Annotated in this window: 16 protein-coding genes, 2 tRNA genes and 3 rRNA genes; 12 read left to right on the top strand and 9 right to left on the bottom strand. The window is 41.0% G+C overall.

The genetic code is table 11. From position 1 onward, the window contains the following. Window positions 1–21: 21 nt before the first annotated feature. On the bottom strand, window positions 22–576 hold the full coding sequence (grpE, locus tag F931_RS18015) for a nucleotide exchange factor GrpE (protein WP_002115470.1): 555 nt from the start codon (window positions 574–576) through the stop codon (window positions 22–24). 162 nt (window positions 577–738) lie between these two features. Then, on the bottom strand, window positions 739–1,632 hold the full coding sequence (locus tag F931_RS18010) for a LysR family transcriptional regulator (protein ID WP_016142613.1): 894 nt from the start codon (window positions 1,630–1,632) through the stop codon (window positions 739–741). A 107-nt stretch (window positions 1,633–1,739) separates the two neighbouring features. Between F931_RS18010 and F931_RS18005 the strand changes: the two genes are divergently transcribed. Next, on the top strand, window positions 1,740–2,606 hold the full coding sequence (locus tag F931_RS18005; protein ID WP_016142612.1) for an MBL fold metallo-hydrolase: 867 nt from the start codon (window positions 1,740–1,742) through the stop codon (window positions 2,604–2,606). 391 nt (window positions 2,607–2,997) lie between these two features. After that, on the top strand, window positions 2,998–3,228 hold the full coding sequence (locus F931_RS18000; RefSeq protein ID WP_000733015.1) for a hypothetical protein: 231 nt from the start codon (window positions 2,998–3,000) through the stop codon (window positions 3,226–3,228). A 166-nt stretch (window positions 3,229–3,394) separates the two neighbouring features. Here F931_RS18000 and F931_RS17995 read toward each other — a convergent pair whose 3' ends face one another. Continuing rightward, window positions 3,395–3,721 carry a hypothetical protein gene (locus F931_RS17995; protein WP_016142611.1) on the bottom strand — a complete coding sequence of 109 codons (327 nt, stop codon included), beginning with the start codon at window positions 3,719–3,721 and terminating at the stop codon, window positions 3,395–3,397. A 210-nt stretch (window positions 3,722–3,931) separates the two neighbouring features. On the opposite strand from F931_RS17995, the gene estA reads away from it, so the two are divergent. The 8 genes from estA to F931_RS17955 all read left to right on the top strand — a co-directional run bounded on the left by estA (window position 3,932) and on the right by F931_RS17955 (window position 11,935). Further along, window positions 3,932–5,002, top strand: a complete 1,071-nt coding sequence (gene estA / locus F931_RS17990) for an alpha/beta hydrolase (protein WP_016142610.1) — start codon at window positions 3,932–3,934, stop codon at window positions 5,000–5,002. 158 nt (window positions 5,003–5,160) lie between these two features. Continuing rightward, window positions 5,161–5,718: a peptidylprolyl isomerase gene (locus F931_RS17985; RefSeq protein WP_016142609.1), complete on the top strand. Its 558-nt coding sequence runs from the start codon at window positions 5,161–5,163 to the stop codon at window positions 5,716–5,718. A 391-nt stretch (window positions 5,719–6,109) separates the two neighbouring features. Further along, window positions 6,110–7,647, top strand: a 16S ribosomal RNA gene (locus F931_RS17980). A gap of 59 nt (window positions 7,648–7,706) precedes the next feature. After that, window positions 7,707–7,783, top strand: a tRNA-Ile gene (locus F931_RS17975). A gap of 56 nt (window positions 7,784–7,839) precedes the next feature. Continuing rightward, window positions 7,840–7,915 (top strand) — tRNA-Ala (locus tag F931_RS17970). Between the two features lie 354 nt (window positions 7,916–8,269). Continuing rightward, window positions 8,270–11,160 (top strand): 23S ribosomal RNA (locus F931_RS17965). Between the two features lie 186 nt (window positions 11,161–11,346). Beyond that, a 5S ribosomal RNA gene (gene rrf, locus F931_RS17960) occupies window positions 11,347–11,461 on the top strand. The 16S, 23S and 5S rRNA genes sit together here with 2 tRNA genes alongside, the layout of an rRNA operon. Before the next feature lie 162 nt (window positions 11,462–11,623). Then, window positions 11,624–11,935 carry an ankyrin repeat domain-containing protein gene (locus F931_RS17955; protein WP_016142608.1) on the top strand — a complete coding sequence of 104 codons (312 nt, stop codon included), beginning with the start codon at window positions 11,624–11,626 and terminating at the stop codon, window positions 11,933–11,935. Between the two features lie 45 nt (window positions 11,936–11,980). Here the strand turns inward: F931_RS17955 and F931_RS17950 are convergent, their stop codons facing one another. From F931_RS17950 to ribF, 5 genes are all read right to left on the bottom strand, one after another. Next, entirely contained in the window at window positions 11,981–12,523 is a 543-nt protein-coding gene (locus F931_RS17950; RefSeq protein WP_016142607.1) for an NADPH-dependent FMN reductase, read from the bottom strand. 137 nt (window positions 12,524–12,660) lie between these two features. After that, window positions 12,661–13,143 (bottom strand): FKBP-type peptidyl-prolyl cis-trans isomerase, encoded by a 483-nt coding sequence (gene yaaD, locus F931_RS17945; RefSeq protein WP_016142606.1) that lies wholly within the window; start codon window positions 13,141–13,143, stop codon window positions 12,661–12,663. A gap of 1 nt (window position 13,144) precedes the next feature. Continuing rightward, window positions 13,145–13,675, bottom strand: a complete 531-nt coding sequence (gene lspA, locus F931_RS17940) for a signal peptidase II (RefSeq protein ID WP_005804840.1) — start codon at window positions 13,673–13,675, stop codon at window positions 13,145–13,147. Next, window positions 13,668–16,505 (bottom strand): isoleucine--tRNA ligase, encoded by a 2,838-nt coding sequence (gene ileS, locus F931_RS17935; protein WP_016142605.1) that lies wholly within the window; start codon window positions 16,503–16,505, stop codon window positions 13,668–13,670. The genes lspA and ileS overlap by 8 nt, the downstream gene beginning before the upstream one ends. Before the next feature lie 62 nt (window positions 16,506–16,567). Beyond that, a complete protein-coding gene (gene ribF, locus F931_RS17930; RefSeq protein ID WP_016142604.1) occupies window positions 16,568–17,569 on the bottom strand; it encodes a bifunctional riboflavin kinase/FAD synthetase in 1,002 nt (333 codons plus the stop codon). Between the two features lie 207 nt (window positions 17,570–17,776). On the opposite strand from ribF, the gene F931_RS17925 reads away from it, so the two are divergent. Further along, complete coding sequence (locus F931_RS17925; protein ID WP_016142603.1) at window positions 17,777–18,910, top strand: TDT family transporter; 1,134 nt, start codon at window positions 17,777–17,779, stop codon at window positions 18,908–18,910. Between the two features lie 80 nt (window positions 18,911–18,990). Further along, window positions 18,991–19,557 carry a 5'-methylthioadenosine/S-adenosylhomocysteine nucleosidase family protein gene (locus F931_RS17920; protein ID WP_016142602.1) on the top strand — a complete coding sequence of 189 codons (567 nt, stop codon included), beginning with the start codon at window positions 18,991–18,993 and terminating at the stop codon, window positions 19,555–19,557. 35 nt (window positions 19,558–19,592) lie between these two features. Here the strand turns inward: F931_RS17920 and rutR are convergent, their stop codons facing one another. After that, the gene (gene rutR / locus F931_RS17915; RefSeq protein WP_009387703.1) at window positions 19,593–20,213 is read right to left on the bottom strand and encodes a TetR/AcrR family transcriptional regulator; all 621 of its coding nucleotides are present in this window, start codon (window positions 20,211–20,213) and stop codon (window positions 19,593–19,595) included. Window positions 20,214–20,249 lie beyond the last annotated feature (36 nt).

Here is a 20,249-nt window from a genome sequence, read left to right as displayed (position 1 = left end):
TAAAAACTCTCAAAAAATTATTTATTGACCAACCATAACCATAGCAGGGCGCAATAAGCGACCGTTTAATGTATAGCCCTTTTGTAAAACGCTACCGATTTCATTCGCTTTAGCATTTGGGTCAATACCTACAGCTTGATGTAAATCCGCATTGAAGCCATTTTTTGTATCAGCTTCTACAACACCAAATTTTTCAAGTGTGGTTAACAACGACTTCAAGGTTAGTTTAATACCTTCAAGTACTGGTGTTTCTTCATCGCCAGCTGCTTGAATTGCACGCTCTAAATTATCAACAGAATCTAGTAATTCTTTTGCAAATTTTTCAAGCACAGTCTCTTTATGCTTGTCAGACTCACGTTGAATACGCTCTACACTTTTTTGTGCTTCGTAAACTGCATTCGCAGTACGTGCTTTTTCAAGTTTTAGGCTTTCTTCTAATTTGGTGATTTGCGCTTGTAAAGATTCAACGGTAACGTCGTTTGCTTGCTCTACACCTTCAGCCTGAGTTTGCTCATTAGATTGCTCTGCTTGCTCGTGTTGAATGTCTTGAGCTTGCTCATTTTGCTCATTAGCCATTGATGATCTCCGTTTAAATGGGTTTTTAAACATGTACAGTCCTTTTGGCATCAGCATTTACTGGGTTAAACCTGAACTGCCATGCATATGCTGTAATTCATTAATAGGGATGAAGTATGGGCATTGCCTAAAAATTCAAGCGTACACGGCAATTTAAAACTTTTAATTTTGCGGTTTTAAGTAAAAATTTAAATTTTCGATCATAAAAGCAATAAATTCTTGCGTGATTTTGGGTAAATGTTGCCTCGAAGCATATACCACCGACAAACTTAACTCAGGAGCTGAAAAGTTTTTAAATAAAGGAATTAATCGTTTTTCTTTTAAATCTTTTTTAACTAATAAAGTAGGTAGCATCGCCACACCTTGAGCATGTACACACATGTCATAAACAGCATTTACATCATTACTTTTAAAGGTAACGTTCAAAGGATAGTTTTGGGGCTGCTGTTCCTTATCAAAAAGAGTCCAAAATTGATGTTGGCTATGGTGAGCTAAACAATCATGTTGAATCAGTTGTCTTGGATGGGAGAGGGGACTGTGCTGTTTTAAATAATCAGGATGAGCACAGAAAACAGACTCGATTTGACAGACTGGTCTCGCAATTAATCCATCTGCAACTTTTTGCGTTATACGTAAGGCTAAATCGACCTGTGCATCAATTAAGTCCATTGTATTTTCAGTCAGATATACATCAAATTGAATATGCGGATGTTGCTGTTTAAATTGGCGAATACATTCTCCAACCCCTAATTGAAATAAAAATAAACCACAGGTAAAACGAATCGTACCATTATGTTGTTCAGGTGCGGCTAACTCTTGTAGAAGTTGCTGTTGTTGTAAAATATTCTCGCAGTAGAGCAGGGCTTTTTCACCTGCTGGAGTGAGAGATATTTTTCGGGTATTTCTTTGGAATAGTCGAGTTGAGAATGTGTATTCTAGGTGCTCAAGATAGCGAGAAACCATCGCACGTGAATAATTTAGGTGTTCTGCGGCTTTGGTTAAATTGCCATGCTGAGCAATAGAAACAAAGACCTGTATGGCTTTTAATGTGTCCATATGCTTTATCATTATTACAATGTATGCAACAGTTTATCTTAATTTAGTGCATTTACCTTACAGGAATTGCAATTTAAAGTATTTCTCATGAAATTGGAGAATACATAATGAAATTTTTTAAATTAACTGCTTCAGCCCTAGCAACTGCTACAGCTTTAACAGTAACTTCCTCAGCTTTTGCGCAAGATTTGAAAATCCAAAGTTTCTTGGCTAAACCCGAACATTTCGGTGTGACTTCTACTTTAATTGAAGGTGATAAAGAAGTTCTATTGGTAAATGCGCAATTCTCAAAATCTGAAGCATTACGTATTGCTGCGGATATTTTGGATAGTGGTAAAACACTAAAGACAATTTTCGTAAGTTATGGCGATCCGGACTATTACTTTGGTTTAGATGTATTTAAACAATACTTCCCAAATGTACAAATTATCGCAACGCTGGAAACTGTTAAACATATCCAAGATACTCAAGCGCTTAAGGTGAAATATTGGGGTCCACAAATGGGTGCAAATGCGCCTAGCCAAATTATTGTGCCTCAAGCTTATACTGCTAAAACTTTAAAGTTAGAAAATGAGTCAATCGAAATTAAAGGTAAGAAAGAACTCACTTATTTATGGATTCCTTCTTCTAAAGCAGTAGTAGGGGGTATTCCTGTCTCTTCAGGCATTCATTTATGGATGGCGGATACACCAAAAGTTAAAGACCGCAATGAAGTGATTCAAACTTTAGAAAATATTAAAGCACTGCAGCCTCAAACAGTTGTTCCAGCTCATATGGTTGAGGGAGCTCCACAAGGTTTAGATGCAGTTAACTTTTCTATCGACTATCTCAAGAGCTATGAGAAAGCGGTTAAAGTAAGTAAAAATGCGGGTGAGCTAAGTCAGCTCATGCAGAAACAATATCCAACATTAAAGAGTGTGGATAGCCTTGATCTAGGCGCAAAAGTTGTAAAAGGCGAGATGCAATGGCCATAATTTAAGGTGACGCGCTAAAAAAATCAAAAAAGCCGTGGTCTATACCCGGCTTTTTTCGATGGGATAAGACATTTTTAAGTAAAAAGTCTCTGTAACATTCTACGCACCTTATATAGCGTTTCTATAAAGAGAAAATTTTTGACTAGAGTAAAAGGCTAAGATAAAAATTAGAAATTGATAAAATTAAACAAAAGCTTAAGTTGTGGCTTCCATATAAAAGGTAGAGGTGAGGCTAAGGAAGAGATTTTAATAAAAAATTGCACAATTTGTACTTCTATTACTACAAAAGACAACCAATGATACGCACGCCAGAAAAAAAAATTGTGAATTATAGGCAGCGCGAAGATGAACTTTGCATTTAAATGTTTGTCGTAATGAAAGGAAAGCGATTATGAAAAAATTAGGTCTTATCTCTGTAGTACTTGCTGGTGTTGCTTTTACAGCTGTTGGTTGTGCATCTGAAGCTGGTTTAAACGCATCAGGTTCTGCTCAAACTAGCGCTAGCCCATCTGGCGTACAAGCTGGTGTAGGTGTAGATGCTGGTGTTTCTGGTCAAGCACAACCAGGTCAAGTTGATGCTGGTGCTTCTGGTTCTGTTTCAGGTTCTGCGACAGCTCAGTAATTCTTAGCGATAAGAACAGTTAAAAAATTATAGAGTCATATATTTAAGATGCCGATTTATGTATGAAGTGAGCTGCTACTCATTACTCTATAATTAAGAGAATTTAGAATTCTCAAAAAAGCCCCAAAAGACTTTTCTCTTTGGGGCTTTTTATATAGTAATGAGATTAGTCTTCATGACGATAATCTCGATGGTCATGATCACGATCTTCTAAGCGTTTTTTTTCCCATTCACGATGTCTTTTTTCCCAATCCCGACGATTCTTGTCCTGTTCGCGAGCATCTTTACGTTGTTGTTCGTATATTCTTTTACGCTCTTCCCAACGTTTTCGCTCCCAATCACTATATCGACGTCCCTCGTTACGGTCATAACGATCATCATCATGATCATGGTAATCATAACCACCGCGATAATAAGGATCATCTGTATAAGCAACACAGCCTACAGTTAAAAGACTGGTTGCTAACAAAGTAACAACTAGTTTTGCTGACATAGCACAATCTCCTTTGTCTTGTTAACAATAATTGGCAAAAAAGTCCTGTTTTAAACGACAGATTTGTTAATGACATTTGCTATAAATCAGATTAGCGTAGATTGGTTTTTACCTTTGTATTTTGATTACATGAGTTGTATGCGAATATAGTCAAACAACAAAGAATTCTGTAGAAAATATGAAGGATAAAAGGAATTCATGGAGATAGGCATGACAGCATTTAATCAAAAAATTCAAACATTGCTAGATAAGGGCCAAGGGCCTGCTGCTCGAGCTCTTGATAAGTTACCTCGATTGGCTCAAGAATCACTTGCCAAAATTCTTGGATATTCCTACCAATACCCAGATCTCGACTCATTTACTAAATGTATGATGGCCGTACAAATTAAACAGGGACGTATCGGTTTTATTGGTTCAGATCCTATTGATTCTAGACGCCAATTCGATACACAAATGTTGGCTATCCGTCAGAAATCAACAGAAGTTGATTCTGTAGAAGATATTCGCTTACCTCTTCAAAGCGGAACTATCTTCGCAAGACACTATCACCCGGCACCTAATAAAAAATTACCTCTACTGGTTTTCTATCACGGAGGAGGTTTTGTCGTGGGTGGATTAGATACTCATGATGAGGTGTGCCGCATATTGGCGAAATACGCAAAAGTACAAGTACTCAGCATTGATTATCCTCTTGCACCAGAAGTCTCACCTCAACATTTAATTCAATCATGCGAAGATGCATTGGCTTGGGTCTATCAAAATCGTAGACAGCTAAAAATATTAAAAAATCGTATTGCTGTAGCAGGGGATAGTGCAGGCGGAAATATTAGTACGGTTGTCGCTCAACGATCAGTAAACAAACCTTATGCTCCACAAGCACAGCTTCTCATTTATCCTACAGTTGATTTTAAAAGCCGACATCCTTCTTTTTATGCTTATAACGAAGGATTAGTTTTGACGGATAGCGATATTAATTATGTCACTCAATATTATGCAACTCAGCATAATGTAGAATTAGATGATCCAATTATTTCTCCAACCTATGGTAATTTGAGAAAGAATCCACCAGCTTTTGTGATTACGGCTGGTCATGACGTACTGCATGACGAAGCAAAAATTTATAGCTATAAGCTAAGACAAAATGGCGTCAAAATGCATTATGAAGAATATCCGGATCAAACCCACGGCTTTATAAATTTGACACCTATTTCGAAAAAGGCAAAACGCTATACCATCGAGATCAGTAAAAACTTCAGAAAGTTCTGGGATAAAAATAGTTAAATAAAAACTTAGTCCATGTTTCACGTGGAACGTGGACTAATAATTTAATCCAAAATATAAAGCACTAAATAAAAGATAATAAATCCTCACTAGAATTCTTTTATATAGATGATTAAATTTACCCTTCATTAAGTTTGGCATTTTGTTGTAGGGAAGATATGAAAAAATTATTAATGTTATGTTGTTTGGGTATAAGCAGTCATTCAGTATGGGCTGACACTTTAGTTGAAATGCAAACGAATTTAGGCAACGTTGAAATACAACTTTATGATGATAAAGCACCAAACAGTGTGAAGAATTTTAAAGACTATATAAAGTCAGGCTTTTATAAAGATACGATATTTCATCGTGTAATTCCTGGTTTCATGGTGCAAGGCGGTGGGCTTACTGCAAATATGCAGGAAAAGACTACGCGAGCACCTATCAAAAATGAAGCTGGAAATGGAATTGCTAACACACGAGGAACTTTGGCAATGGCCCGTACAGCAAACCCTGACTCAGCTACTAGTCAGTTTTTCATAAACGTTGCAGATAATAATTTTTTAAATCGTTCTGCGGGTAATCCTGGTTATGCAGTTTTTGGAAAAGTAATTAAAGGAATGGATGTGGTTGACCGTATTGTTCAGGTTCCTACATCAAACTATGGTATGCATCAAAATGTACCAAAACAGCCTATAAAGATAGTAGATATAAAGATCAAAACTCTTCAAAAATAAATTAACTATATAAATCAGTTGGTTGTATATTTTTGAGATTTTATTTGGCTGAAAAAGAACCGGTCGAACGAGCATATTTATAAAAGTGCTTGCGTACCAGTTTTTTTTCCCTATAATGCACTCATCCCGACGCGATACACGAGAATATCTTAGCTTACAGGGTTAAGATGAAAGCTTAGTATTGCGTTGAATTCTGTCTCTGACGAAGAGCAGAAAAATCATTAAGAGAATTGAAGAACAACTTGTGTGGATTTTTACTGGTTGATTAATCGAAATAATTTTCATTGATTGATTGGTTTAAATTACTCGAAGTTTATTTGAGCGAAATTTAAGTCAGTAATTGATGAGCCAGAATTGGCACCTTGTCTTTAAATAAGGTGCAAAATGATTTTAACTGAAGAGTTTGATCATGGCTCAGATTGAACGCTGGCGGCAGGCTTAACACATGCAAGTCGAGCGGAGAGAGGTAGCTTGCTACTGATCTTAGCGGCGGACGGGTGAGTAATGCTTAGGAATCTGCCTATTAGTGGGGGACAACATTTCGAAAGGAATGCTAATACCGCATACGTCCTACGGGAGAAAGCAGGGGATCTTCGGACCTTGCGCTAATAGATGAGCCTAAGTCGGATTAGCTAGTTGGTGGGGTAAAGGCCTACCAAGGCGACGATCTGTAGCGGGTCTGAGAGGATGATCCGCCACACTGGGACTGAGACACGGCCCAGACTCCTACGGGAGGCAGCAGTGGGGAATATTGGACAATGGGCGCAAGCCTGATCCAGCCATGCCGCGTGTGTGAAGAAGGCCTTATGGTTGTAAAGCACTTTAAGCGAGGAGGAGGCTACTGAAGTTAATACCTTCAGATAGTGGACGTTACTCGCAGAATAAGCACCGGCTAACTCTGTGCCAGCAGCCGCGGTAATACAGAGGGTGCAAGCGTTAATCGGATTTACTGGGCGTAAAGCGCGCGTAGGCGGCTAATTAAGTCAAATGTGAAATCCCCGAGCTTAACTTGGGAATTGCATTCGATACTGGTTAGCTAGAGTGTGGGAGAGGATGGTAGAATTCCAGGTGTAGCGGTGAAATGCGTAGAGATCTGGAGGAATACCGATGGCGAAGGCAGCCATCTGGCCTAACACTGACGCTGAGGTGCGAAAGCATGGGGAGCAAACAGGATTAGATACCCTGGTAGTCCATGCCGTAAACGATGTCTACTAGCCGTTGGGGCCTTTGAGGCTTTAGTGGCGCAGCTAACGCGATAAGTAGACCGCCTGGGGAGTACGGTCGCAAGACTAAAACTCAAATGAATTGACGGGGGCCCGCACAAGCGGTGGAGCATGTGGTTTAATTCGATGCAACGCGAAGAACCTTACCTGGCCTTGACATAGTGAGAACTTTCCAGAGATGGATTGGTGCCTTCGGGAACTTACATACAGGTGCTGCATGGCTGTCGTCAGCTCGTGTCGTGAGATGTTGGGTTAAGTCCCGCAACGAGCGCAACCCTTTTCCTTATTTGCCAGCGAGTAATGTCGGGAACTTTAAGGATACTGCCAGTGACAAACTGGAGGAAGGCGGGGACGACGTCAAGTCATCATGGCCCTTACGGCCAGGGCTACACACGTGCTACAATGGTCGGTACAAAGGGTTGCTACCTAGCGATAGGATGCTAATCTCAAAAAGCCGATCGTAGTCCGGATTGGAGTCTGCAACTCGACTCCATGAAGTCGGAATCGCTAGTAATCGCGGATCAGAATGCCGCGGTGAATACGTTCCCGGGCCTTGTACACACCGCCCGTCACACCATGGGAGTTTGTTGCACCAGAAGTAGCTAGCCTAACTGCAAAGAGGGCGGTTACCACGGTGTGGCCGATGACTGGGGTGAAGTCGTAACAAGGTAGCCGTAGGGGAACCTGCGGCTGGATCACCTCCTTAACGAAAGATTGACGATTGGTAAGAATCCACAACAAGTTGTTCTTCATAGATGTATCTGAGGGTCTGTAGCTCAGTTGGTTAGAGCACACGCTTGATAAGCGTGGGGTCACAAGTTCAAGTCTTGTCAGACCCACCATGACTTTGACTGGTTAAAGTTATAGATAAAAAGATACATGACTGATGATGTAAGCTGGGGACTTAGCTTAGTTGGTAGAGCGCCTGCTTTGCACGCAGGAGGTCAGGAGTTCGACTCTCCTAGTCTCCACCAGAACTTAAGAGAAGTTCGGATTACAGAAATTAGTAAATAGAGATTATATGATCTTGGTTTATTAACTTCTGTGATTTAAGTATCACGGTATTAAGCATGACCTGACGAAGGCATGTTTATTCATTAACAGATTGGCAAAATTGAGTCTGAAATAAATTGTTCACTCAAGAGTTTAGATTAAGCAATTAATCTGAATGAATTGAGAACTAGCAAATTAACTGAATCAAGCGTTTTGGTATATGAATTTAGATTGAAGCTGTACAGTGTTTAAGTACACAGACAACAGATAGTAGCGATGAAGAATCGCACGGACAACACTCACTTGTAGGTGTTGACGACTGTTTGGGGTTGTATAGTCAAGTAATTAAGTGCATGTGGTGGATGCCTTGGCAGTCAGAGGCGATGAAAGACGTAATAGCCTGCGATAAGCTCCGGGGAGGCGGCAAATATCCTTTGATCCGGAGATTTCTGAATGGGGAAACCCACCTACTTTAAGGTAGGTATTGCAACATGAATACATAGTGTTGCAAGGCGAACGAGGGGAAGTGAAACATCTCAGTACCCTTAGGAAAAGAAATCAATTGAGATTCCCTCAGTAGCGGCGAGCGAACGGGGATCAGCCCATTAAGTTATGTGTGTTTTAGTGGAACGCTCTGGGAAGTGCGAACGTAGAGGGTGATATTCCCGTACACGAAAGGGCACACATAATGATGACGAGTAGGGCGAGGCACGTGAAACCTTGTCTGAATATGGGGGGACCATCCTCCAAGGCTAAATACTCCTGACTGACCGATAGTGAACCAGTACCGTGAGGGAAAGGCGAAAAGAACCCCTGTGAGGGGAGTGAAATAGATCCTGAAACCGCATGCATACAAGCAGTGGGAGCACCTTCGTGGTGTGACTGCGTACCTTTTGTATAATGGGTCAGCGACTTATATTCAGTAGCAAGGTTAACCGTATAGGGGAGCCGTAGGGAAACCGAGTCTTAATAGGGCGTTTAGTTGCTGGGTATAGACCCGAAACCAGGCGATCTATCCATGAGCAGGTTGAAGGTTGGGTAACACTAACTGGAGGACCGAACCCACTGTCGTTGAAAAGCCAGGGGATGACTTGTGGATAGGGGTGAAAGGCTAATCAAGCCTGGTGATAGCTGGTTCTCCCCGAAAGCTATTTAGGTAGCGCCTCGGACGAATACCATAGGGGGTAGAGCACTGTTTCGGCTAGGGGGTCATCCCGACTTACCAAACCGATGCAAACTCCGAATACCTATGAGTACTATCCGGGAGACAGACTGCGGGTGCTAACGTCCGTAGTCAAGAGGAAAACAATCCAGACCGCCAGCTAAGGCCCCAAAATCATAGTTAAGTGGGAAACGATGTGGGAAGGCATAGACAGCTAGGAGGTTGGCTTAGAAGCAGCCACCCTTTAAAGAAAGCGTAATAGCTCACTAGTCGAGTCGGCCTGCGCGGAAGATGTAACGGGGCTAAAACTATGTGCCGAAGCTGCGGATTTGACATTAGTCAAGTGGTAGGGGAGCGTTCTGTAAGCCGATGAAGGTGTATTGAGAAGTATGCTGGAGGTATCAGAAGTGCGAATGCTGACGTGAGTAACGACAAAACGGGTGAAAAACCCGTTCGCCGAAAGACCAAGGGTTCCAGTCCAACGTTAATCGGGGCTGGGTGAGTCGACCCCTAAGGCGAGGCCGAAAGGCGTAGTCGATGGGAAATTGGTTAATATTCCAATACTTCTGTGTAATGCGATGAGAGGACGGAGAAGGTTAAGTCAGCCTGGCGTTGGTTGTCCAGGTGGAAGGATGTAGGTATGTATCTTAGGCAAATCCGGGGTACTCTATACTGAGATCCGATAGCAAGCTGTACTTGTACAGCGAAGTGGCTGATACCATGCTTCCAGGAAAAGTCTCTAAGCTTCAGTTACACAGGAATCGTACCCGAAACCGACACAGGTGGTCAGGTCGAGTAGACCAAGGCGCTTGAGAGAACTCTGCTGAAGGAACTAGGCAAAATGGTACCGTAACTTCGGGAGAAGGTACGCTGTTGTTGGTGATGGAACTTGCTTCCTGAGCTGACGACAGCCGCAGAAACCAGGCCGCTGCAACTGTTTATTAAAAACATAGCACTCTGCAAACACGAAAGTGGACGTATAGGGTGTGATGCCTGCCCGGTGCTGGAAGGTTAATTGATGGGGTTAGCGTAAGCGAAGCTCTTGATCGAAGCCCCAGTAAACGGCGGCCGTAACTATAACGGTCCTAAGGTAGCGAAATTCCTTGTCGGGTAAGTTCCGACCTGCACGAATGGCATAATGATGGCGGCGCTGTCTCCAGCAGAGGCTCAGTGAAATCGAAATCGCTGTGAAGATGCAGTGTACCCGCGGCTAGACGGAAAGACCCCGTGAACCTTTACTGCAGCTTGACACTGAACTTTGACCTTACTTGTGTAGGATAGGTGGGAGGCTTTGAAGTTGGAACGCTAGTTCCAATGGAGCCGTCCTTGAAATACCACCCTGGTAATGTTGAGGTTCTAACTCTGTCCCGTTATCCGGGACGAGGACCGTGTCTGGTGGGTAGTTTGACTGGGGCGGTCTCCTCCTAAAGAGTAACGGAGGAGTACGAAGGTGCGCTCAGCGTGGTCGGAAATCACGCGTAGAGTATAAAGGCAAAAGCGCGCTTAACTGCGAGACCCACAAGTCGAGCAGGTACGAAAGTAGGTCTTAGTGATCCGGTGGTTCTGTATGGAAGGGCCATCGCTCAACGGATAAAAGGTACTCTGGGGATAACAGGCTGATACCGCCCAAGAGTTCATATCGACGGCGGTGTTTGGCACCTCGATGTCGGCTCATCTCATCCTGGGGCTGAAGCAGGTCCCAAGGGTATGGCTGTTCGCCATTTAAAGAGGTACGCGAGCTGGGTTTAGAACGTCGTGAGACAGTTCGGTCCCTATCTACCGTGGGCGCTGGAAATTTGAGAGGATCTGCTCCTAGTACGAGAGGACCAGAGTGGACGAACCTCTGGTGTACCGGTTGTGACGCCAGTCGCATCGCCGGGTAGCTATGTTCGGAAGGGATAACCGCTGAAAGCATCTAAGCGGGAAGCCTACCTCAAGATAAGATTTCCCTAGGAATTTATTCCTCTAAAGAGCCGTTCGAGACTAGGACGTTGATAGGTTGGATGTGGAAGCATAGTGATATGTGAAGCTGACCAATACTAATTGCTCGTGAGGCTTGACTATACAACACCCAAGCAGTTGTATATGAAGCATCAATCGATTCATAAACATGCAAAGCAACTTGATTTAGTTAAACGCTTAGCTAAAATGAACAGATAAAGTAAGATTCAATCAGCCCATCTGTAAAGATTTGGAAAACGCAACGTATCACCATGTGAATAAAACGAAGCAAGTATCCATACCAGTTGTGCTGGCGACCATAGCAAGAGTGAACCACCTGATCCCTTCCCGAACTCAGAAGTGAAACCTCTTAGCGCTGATGGTAGTGTGGGGTTACCCATGTGAGAGTAAGTCATCGCCAGCTCATTATTCAAACACCCCAGACTCAATGGTCAGGGGTGTTTTTTTATGCGTGGGAAATATAAGAGAATTTGATTTTTAATAAAATCTAAGCTCAATTTCAGATTTGTATATTGGCTGTATTCTATGAATATAATGATGGAATTTCTTATTTTTGGTCACCTCTATGAAAATTAATTCTTTCTCTCCTATACCTGAAGATAATAACGAACTCTCTCTTCCTGCATTGATTTATTGGGCATCTTTAGGTGATATCGATCACGTAAAAGAATTACTAATAGATGGAGAAGATCCTAACCAGACAGATGATGAAGGTTATAGTGCTCTGCAAGCAGCTGCTGAAAATGATCATTTAGAGGTAGCTCAACTCTTAGTTGAAAAAGGTGCTCATGTCGCTTACAAAAGCGAATACACGGCACTAGAGCTAGCAGAAATGGCAGGTAATACTGAGATAGTAAATTATTTAAGAAGTTTATAGTATTAAAAAGCCCCTTTTATTTGAAAAAGAGGCTTTTTGTTCAATTTAAGACAAATGATATTTCTGTAGTTTCTCAATAATTGATTGAAGTCCTTTTACTTCAAACTCATTAGCTTCGAATTTTTCATCTTTATTACGTTTAAAAATATCCCGAATCTCTATGACAGCGTTGGGATCAATGATACTTAAACTTGAGGTGACTTGACGTATTTGGCTAATAGAACGAGAACCATTCGTTGAACCATAGCCAATAAATGCAGCAGGTTTGCCACTCCACTCCTTACCTACATAGTCGAGTGCATTTTTTAAAGCTGGACTATAACCATGATTGTATTCTGGGCTAATAAAGATAAATGCATCTGCTTGTGCGATTTTGTCTGCCCATTCTTGTTGTTGAGGCTGATCATAAATCCCGGTAGCCGGTGGGTGAGAACCTGAAAATAAAGGTAAATTCCATTCTTTTAAATCAATTACTTCTGTTTGAAAATCTTTTAAATTAAAAGAGGGAATTGTTGATTGTAGCCAATTGGCGATTTTAATTGCTGTACGTCCTTCACGAACACTTCCTACGATAATATAGACCAGCATGTATTTGTCCTAAGAATTTTTATCTCTATAACTTAATTCATTACATAGGCTGGGGAGAATATAGAATTTGTAAGGATTCTTATGCCGTAAATAAAAATTAAGTCATAAAAAAGCCCTCATTGAGAGGGCTTTTTTAGTTACATCAATTTAATACCTTGTTGGCCTTCGGGTGTTACCTTGAATATTTCTACTTCAAAGGTAATATTTTTCCCAGCTAACGGGTGATTAAAATCAATTTCTGTAATGTCATCATTAACTGATTTAACTACACCGAATAAAGTAGTTTTTGCCTTATCTTCAAATTCGATCATGTGACCAGGAATAGGGCGTTGCTCAAACTTAACTGTATCGAAAGTTTGAACATTTTCTGGATTCCACGGACCAAAAGCATCTTCTGGTGGAAGGTGTACTGTACGGCGGTCACCTGCACGTAAACCGAATAATGCTTTTTCGAAACCTGGTAAAAGGTTTCCGTCACCAATAGTCAGACTAACTGGCTCTTCACGGCTACGAGTATTGTCAATTTCTACACCATTTTCAATAGATACAGAAAAGTGTAGGTCGACTTTAGAACCTTCTTGGATACGAATTTCTTCGTTAGGTTGAATAATTTCGGTCATATTATGCATCCGAATTTTGGTTACGTTGCTTCTCAAGAAAGAATGTATCAATGAGTAGCAAAATCGTACCTAGAGTGATGGCACTGTCCGCAATATTAAAAGCTGGAAAGTGATGATTTTGGTAATAAACATGAATGAAATCGACCACATAACCTAGGGTAATACGGTCAATTAAATTGCCTAAAGCTCCACCTAAAATTAAAGCGATGGCTACAGGTAGCACCACCATTTTTTTAGGCATACGCATTAACCAAAATACAAAAAGTACTGAAACTAAGCCCGCCAAAGATGTGAAGAAATAGCGCTGCCATCCTCCTGCATCAGATAAAAAGCTAAAAGCTGCACCATAGTTATGTAATAGTGTCCAGTTTAAAAATGGAAGTACGGGTACAGGATCTGCATAGTTGAGATGTGTACTTGCAATCCATTTTGTCCATTGATCCAATACAATGGCAAGGACAGAAAGTCCAAGCCAAATCAGGTTGTGTGGATAAAACTGGAATAAGCCTTTTTTAGCTTGTGAATTAGGCATATTTTCTCACTTCGCCACGACCAGTGACGTTCACAATACAACGACCACATAAACCAGGATGATCGGCATGTGTATTTACATCTGGAAGGACGTGCCAGCAACGTGCACATTTTTCACCTTCAGCTGCAGATATTTGTACACGTAAGCCTTCCATTTCAGTTGCTTCACCTTGCTCAGCAAATGGATGTACTACTACTTGCGAAGTAATAAGAACAAAACGGAGTTCATCAGCCAGTTGGTTTAAAACTGTTTGTAATGATTCATTTGCCCAAAGTTCAACTTTGGCTGAAAGATTACTGCCGACAATTTTAGCGTTACGTGCTGCTTCAATCTGTTTATTTACTGCAGATTTTACGCTAATCAATGTTTGCCAATTTTCCTCAGAAAGCAAGTTTGCTTTTGATGAAACAGGTAAGTCATACCATTCTGACGTAAATACATACTTTTCAGTTTGTTCTGGAATCAGTGGCCAAGCTTCTTGAGCGGTAAAGCTTAAGATCGGGCTCATCCAACGGATAAATGCTTGGACAATATGGTAAAGCGCTGTTTGTGCAGAACGGCGTGCTTGTGAGTCTGCCTTAGTCGTATATTGGCGGTCTTTGATAATGTCTAGATAGAAACCACCTAAATCATTAATACAGAAGCTTGTTAACGCACTACACACCACATGGAAGTTCATTTCTTCATAAGCAGTGATAATGGTTTGTTGTACTTCATTCGCACGCTGCAAAATATATTGATCAAGAGCGATAAGGTCATCTACTGCTAAAGCATCAGTACTTGGTTTGAAACCATTTAGGTTCGCAAGTAAGAAGCGTAGAGTATTACGAATACGGCGGTAGCTATCACTTACACGGTTAAAGATTTCTTTAGACGCCGCAATTTCATAGCGATAGTCGCTAGAAGCTACATATAGACGTAAACCATCAGCACCAAGTTGTTTGATGATTTCTTCAAGCGGAATGTAGTTACCTAATGATTTTGATAACTTACGACCATTTTCATCTACCGTAAAACCATGTGTTAACAGGGCTTTATATGGTGCACGATTGTGAATTGCCATAGACGTTAATAAAGAAGATTGGAACCAGCCACGGTGTTGGTCTGAACCTTCTAAATATAAGTCAGCAGGGCTTTCTAATTCGTCACGTTGCTCAAGTACAGCATAATGTGTTGTACCAGAGTCGAACCATACATCGAGTGTATCGCGAACGGCGTTGTATTGTTCAGCATCTTCACCAATGAAGTCTTTTGCTTCACGTTTGAACCATGCTTCGATACCTTCTTGTTCGATCAGTTGAGCAACTTCTTCGATGAGTTCAGGTGTACGCGGGTGTAATTCGTTCGTGTCTTTATGAACGAAGAAAGGAATTGGAACACCCCACGTGCGTTGACGTGAAATACACCAGTCCGGACGACCTTCGATCATTGATTCAATACGGTTTTTACCCCAGTTCGGGACAAACTCGATATCATTTTCAATGGCATTCAGCGCGCCATCACGTAAACCTTTTTGATCCATGCTAATGAACCATTGTGGTGTAGCACGGAAAATAATAGGAGTCTTATGACGCCAGCAGTGTGGGTAGCTGTGTTTAATTGGCTGATGAGCCCATAAGCGACCTACAGCACCCAAAGCTTCGATAATCTTTGGATTGGCTTTATAGATGTGTTCACCAGCATAGATTGGGGCAGTTGGGAGATAAACTCCGTTACCACCGACTGGGTTATCTACTTTAAGGTTATATTGAAGACCTACTTTATAGTCGTCTGCACCGTGGCCAGGCGCTGTATGTACGGCACCTGTACCACTTGTTGCGATAACGTGTTCACCCAAAATAACCGGAACTTGGCGATCAGTAAGTAAAGGGTGCTGTAAAGTAAGCTTTTCAAGGGCCGAACCGGTAAAATCTGCTAAAACAACTGGGTTTTCAAGTTTATAGCGTTCAATTGCTGAAGCAACTAAGTCTTTAGCAAGAATGAAGTTTTGCTTACCGCGCTCAGTCGTCACTTGTACCAATTGATATTCAATTTCGGCATGCAACGCAACCGCTTGGTTTGCAGGCAATGTCCACGGTGTAGTCGTCCAGATCACGATATCAGTTGGATCTTGAACTTCTACGTTTAAACGGGCACTTAAATCTTTAAGATCAACAACGCCAAAACCAACGTCGATTGCATCAGATTTTTTATCTTCATATTCAACTTCAGCTTCAGCAAGTGCAGAACCACAGTCCATACACCAGTTCACTGGCTTTAAGCCCGGCTGAATATGACCATTTTTCTGAATCAAACCTAAAGCACGAACGATATCAGCTTCTTGTTTGTAATTCATGGTGAGATAAGGATTATCCCAGTCACCTAAAATACCCAGACGTTTAAAGTCAGTACGCTGTAAATCAATTTGTTTTAGTGCGTATTCACGGCAGAGTTTACGGAAAGTAGCTGCGTCAACTTTTTCACCTACTTTACCCACTTTTTCTTCGACTTTTAGTTCGATTGGTAAACCGTGACAGTCCCAACCTGGAACATACGGTGCATCGAAACCTGACAAAGTACGACTTTTTACAATAACGTCTTTAAGTACTTTATTGACCGCATGGCCTAAGTGAATTGTACCGTTTGCATATGGAGGGCCATCATGCAAAATATATTTTTTCTTGCCAATACGCGATGCACGAATCTGCTGATAAATGTTGTCGGTATACCACTCTTCTAACCATTTCACTTCACGTACTGCCAAATTTGCTTTCATTGCAAATTGAGTATCCGGCAGGTTTAGCGTGGCTTTGTAGTCCACTGCATTCTCAGGAGTTTGCTTATCGCTCATGCAAGTTTTCTTCCAGTTTTAATCAGCTTGGGAGCTGACATGTTTTACAATCAAAATTCGAATTAAAAAGGAAATTGTGTCGTGTCGTTACGATATTGTCGTAACTGTTGCACGTCATTATCAATTCCTGCCTTAAGTGCCTCAAGCGAAGGGTAGTTCAATTCACCATGAAGATAGTGAAGAAAAGTCACCCGCATAAATAAGCCATACAGATTAGCAGAAACATCAGGGAAATGTACTTCTAATCTCCAGTCTGGATGTTCTTGCTGAATGGCTGGACGTGTACCAACATGGCCTGCGCCATAGAGACTGTCTTCATGGTATCCGGCAATTCCTGGTTTTTCAGGTGTGTCTTGGCGCACTTTTTCAGTGAGCGAAGTGGTTTCGCAAATGACTTCAACCCCATAAATACCATTTAAACAAGGTTTGTGGCGGTTGAGGCGAACATTAATCGTTGGAAAATCTAAAGTTCGTCCAATTTGGTCGCCATATTGGACACGTCCGGTAATACTGTACGGACGACCTAATAATTTAGCTGCTAAAGCGAGATTACCCACTTGAAGCACTTGGCGAATACGAGTTGAACTGACGCGTTCACCTTCAAGTTCAATCGTATGTAAATTTGTGACTTGAAAGCCGTAATTCTTTAGAAATTCGCTGTTACCTTGACGGTCTTTGCCGAAATGAAAATCATCCCCTAAAACCAAAGCCTGAGCATTTAGTTTATCTTTTAATAAATCTGCAAACTCAGACGCACTCATACTACGGAAATGCTGATCAAATTTGGCAACCGCAATATAGTCAACGCCAAGCTCGGTTAGATATTCGACTTTTTCTCGTAATGAGTTAATACGAGGAGGAGCATCGTAACCTTTAAAGAACTCAAGAGGTTGTGGCTCAAAAATCATGACCAATGTTTTTAAGCCTTGTGCTGCAGCAATTTTTTTGAGTTGCGCAATCATCGCTTGGTGACCTAAATGGACACCATCAAAATTACCAATAGTTACCGCTGTTTGAGGTAACTGAAAATTGGGTGATAACGCATTAAGACGAAGCAGTTTCATGAACTTAAAATATGGCTATTTTTGCAAGGGCTATATATTGCCATAATCTCACAGATTCGTCTTGTTGTTGTGTTTTTACTCAGTTATTTTTCAATATGAATATCTTTATATCTAAAATATTGATGAATTAAATAAAAATAAATCAATTTTTCTTATTAGTGTTTTGCTCTACTATATCTTTATCCACTCTTTGATTAGAGAACTAAGATGAAAAAACCCTTTTACCAATTAAATCAAAGCAAAGATGTTATACGGCATTTTACCCCAAATTGGTTTACAGCGACTATGGGTACTGGTGTGGTAAGTATGATTTTGATTCAGCTGCCATTTGCTCAATCATTTTTATTCACGCTAGCAACTTTGTTATGGCAATTTAATATTGTTTTATTCAGTGTTTTTTCAGCTCTCTATTTATTACGGTGGTTTCTTTTCCCTCATGAAGCGAAGCAAATATTTAACCATCCAAATATGAGCTTATTTTTAGGGGCTATCCCGATGGGGCTCGCTACCATATTAAATGGTTTTTTAAGCTTTGGTGTGGGGCTTTACGGTGAAGTTGCCATACATATTGCTCAAACCTTATGGTATATCGATGTCTTTTTAGCACTAGCCATTGCATGGATCGTACCATTTTGTATGTTTAGCCGTCAGAACCATCAGCTACATACCATGACTGCAATCTGGCTATTACCAGTGGTTGCCTGTGAAGTCGCAGCAAGTTCTGCGGGAGTGCTAGTAGCGCATTTACCAGCTGATTTACATAGCTTTCATTTATTGCTAGCAGGCTACGTGCTGTGGGGAATTTCTGTTTTACCCGCATTTGGTATTTTGACAATTTTAATGTTGCGTATGGCTTTGCATCAGTTACCGGAAAAAGAAGTTGCAATTTCTAGCTGGCTTTCTTTAGGTCCTATCGGGACTGGTGCTTTAGGATTATTGTTGCTAGGTGAACAAGCGCAAAGAGTGGCTCCACATGTAGGATTTCATCAATTTGCTAATGTATTTCCAGCTTTAGGAGTTGTAGGAAGTCTGGTTCTTGTGGGGTTCGGTTTATGGTGGCTCGGTCTTGCGATTTTAACAACACTTCGTCATGCAAAAACAGGTATTCCATTTAATTTAGGCTGGTGGGGTTTAACTTTTCCATTAGGCGTATTTATTCTAGCACTGTTTAATTTAGGTCATCAGGTTGAAATTGTATTTATACAATACGTTGCAGTGGCATTGAGCCTTTTATTGTTGGCAATGTGGAGTGTGGTAATGAAAAAAACGCTAGCAGGCGCATATAGCGGCAAACTGTTCTTCTCTCCGTGTTTAATCGCCTTACAACAAAAAATGCAGTAGTAATGAAAAGGTGCAAAAAGTTTTTGCACCTGATTTATACTTATTTTCTAATTTATTTAATTTTGATTTGAGCCTTCTGAATGAACTCTGATATTGCTTTAATTATGGCGCTTCCTAATGAATCTAAAGGTTTATTTGAACAAGCAGGCATTGAAGTCTATTACAGTGGCATTGGCAAGATTAATGCTGCCTTTAAAGCGTTTGAGGTTATTCAAAAAACAGGATGCAAAACTTTAATTAACCTGGGTACAGCTGGAAGCTCTGCATTTAATCGACACGATTTAGTTGAAATAAAAACGTTTGTACAACGAGATATGGATGTTTCACCATTAGGGTTTGAAGTCGGTGTAACGCCGTTAGATGAGCATTTAGCTGCCGAGATTCACCTTCAACCGCATTTTGTTGATTTACCAAAAGCAACATGTGGAACTGGTGATTCATTTGAAACGGGTCAGCCAAAAGTAGCTTGTGATGTGGTGGATATGGAAGGGTATGCTTTAGCCAAAGTCTGCCATAAATTAGGTGTACGTCTAATTTCGGTAAAGTATATTACTGATGGGGCAGATGACACAGCTCATCTAGATTGGGAAGAAAACTTGTTATTAGGTGCACAAAAGCTTTTAGCACTTTATCAAAATCATTTCTAAAAAAAGATCGGCAAATTTGCCGATCTTTTTTTGTTTTAACGAGGCAATACGCCGTAGAGCATTAGGTGGACTGTATGCTCAATTGAACGCTGGAACATACTGCGGTTACGCAGAGTTTTTCCAGTTACCATTTCCATTTGGGTTGCAAAATCTGCATAGTTTTGGGTAAGGCCCCAAATATTTAAGATTAATAATTCCGGGTCGATATCTGGGGAAATTTTCCCTTCTTCTTGCCACGTCTGAATGACTTTAGCTTTCCGTTTAAATAGTTTTTTTAATGGTCCTTTGAGAATAGGTAAAATATGCGGAGCACCTTGAATGATTTCTAATGCAAACAATCTAGAGGCTTTCGGTTGGCTACGAGAAAGTTCGATTTTTTGAATTAAATAGTGCGATAAGGCTTCGGCTGGTTCTAATTCAGCTTCTAAAGTTTGTAAGGGAGCCAACCATTTTTGTAAAACAGTTGTGAGCACTTCTACATATAAAGACTCTTTATTTTCATAGTAATAGAAAATATTCGACTTATGCATGTCGGCGAGTTGGGCAATTTCATCCAGACTTGCACCACTGAACCCATAGACTGAAAATACGTCAAGGGCGGCAGCAAGGAGCTGATTGCGCTTTTGGGTACTCTTTTTTTGTTCCATCTGCTGCATAATTAAAAAAATAATATTCCCATTGTAAGGGAAATT

Source organism: Acinetobacter pittii ANC 4050 (assembly GCF_000399685.1).
GTDB lineage: Bacteria > Pseudomonadota > Gammaproteobacteria > Pseudomonadales > Moraxellaceae > Acinetobacter > Acinetobacter pittii_E.
This window is presented reverse-complemented; position numbering and strand designations above follow the sequence as displayed.

Coding starts and splice junctions, on each gene's coding strand:
- grpE (WP_002115470.1), bottom strand. CDS start 576: ATGGCTAATGAGCAAAATGAGCAAGCTCAAGACATTCAACACGAGCAA.
- F931_RS18010 (WP_016142613.1), bottom strand. CDS start 1,632: ATGGACACATTAAAAGCCATACAGGTCTTTGTTTCTATTGCTCAGCAT.
- F931_RS18005 (WP_016142612.1), top strand. CDS start 1,740: ATGAAATTTTTTAAATTAACTGCTTCAGCCCTAGCAACTGCTACAGCT.
- F931_RS18000 (WP_000733015.1), top strand. CDS start 2,998: ATGAAAAAATTAGGTCTTATCTCTGTAGTACTTGCTGGTGTTGCTTTT.
- F931_RS17995 (WP_016142611.1), bottom strand. CDS start 3,721: ATGTCAGCAAAACTAGTTGTTACTTTGTTAGCAACCAGTCTTTTAACT.
- estA (WP_016142610.1), top strand. CDS start 3,932: ATGACAGCATTTAATCAAAAAATTCAAACATTGCTAGATAAGGGCCAA.
- F931_RS17985 (WP_016142609.1), top strand. CDS start 5,161: ATGAAAAAATTATTAATGTTATGTTGTTTGGGTATAAGCAGTCATTCA.
- F931_RS17955 (WP_016142608.1), top strand. CDS start 11,624: ATGAAAATTAATTCTTTCTCTCCTATACCTGAAGATAATAACGAACTC.
- F931_RS17950 (WP_016142607.1), bottom strand. CDS start 12,523: ATGCTGGTCTATATTATCGTAGGAAGTGTTCGTGAAGGACGTACAGCA.
- yaaD (WP_016142606.1), bottom strand. CDS start 13,143: ATGACCGAAATTATTCAACCTAACGAAGAAATTCGTATCCAAGAAGGT.
- lspA (WP_005804840.1), bottom strand. CDS start 13,675: ATGCCTAATTCACAAGCTAAAAAAGGCTTATTCCAGTTTTATCCACAC.
- ileS (WP_016142605.1), bottom strand. CDS start 16,505: ATGAGCGATAAGCAAACTCCTGAGAATGCAGTGGACTACAAAGCCACG.
- ribF (WP_016142604.1), bottom strand. CDS start 17,569: ATGAAACTGCTTCGTCTTAATGCGTTATCACCCAATTTTCAGTTACCT.
- F931_RS17925 (WP_016142603.1), top strand. CDS start 17,777: ATGAAAAAACCCTTTTACCAATTAAATCAAAGCAAAGATGTTATACGG.
- F931_RS17920 (WP_016142602.1), top strand. CDS start 18,991: ATGAACTCTGATATTGCTTTAATTATGGCGCTTCCTAATGAATCTAAA.
- rutR (WP_009387703.1), bottom strand. CDS start 20,213: ATGCAGCAGATGGAACAAAAAAAGAGTACCCAAAAGCGCAATCAGCTC.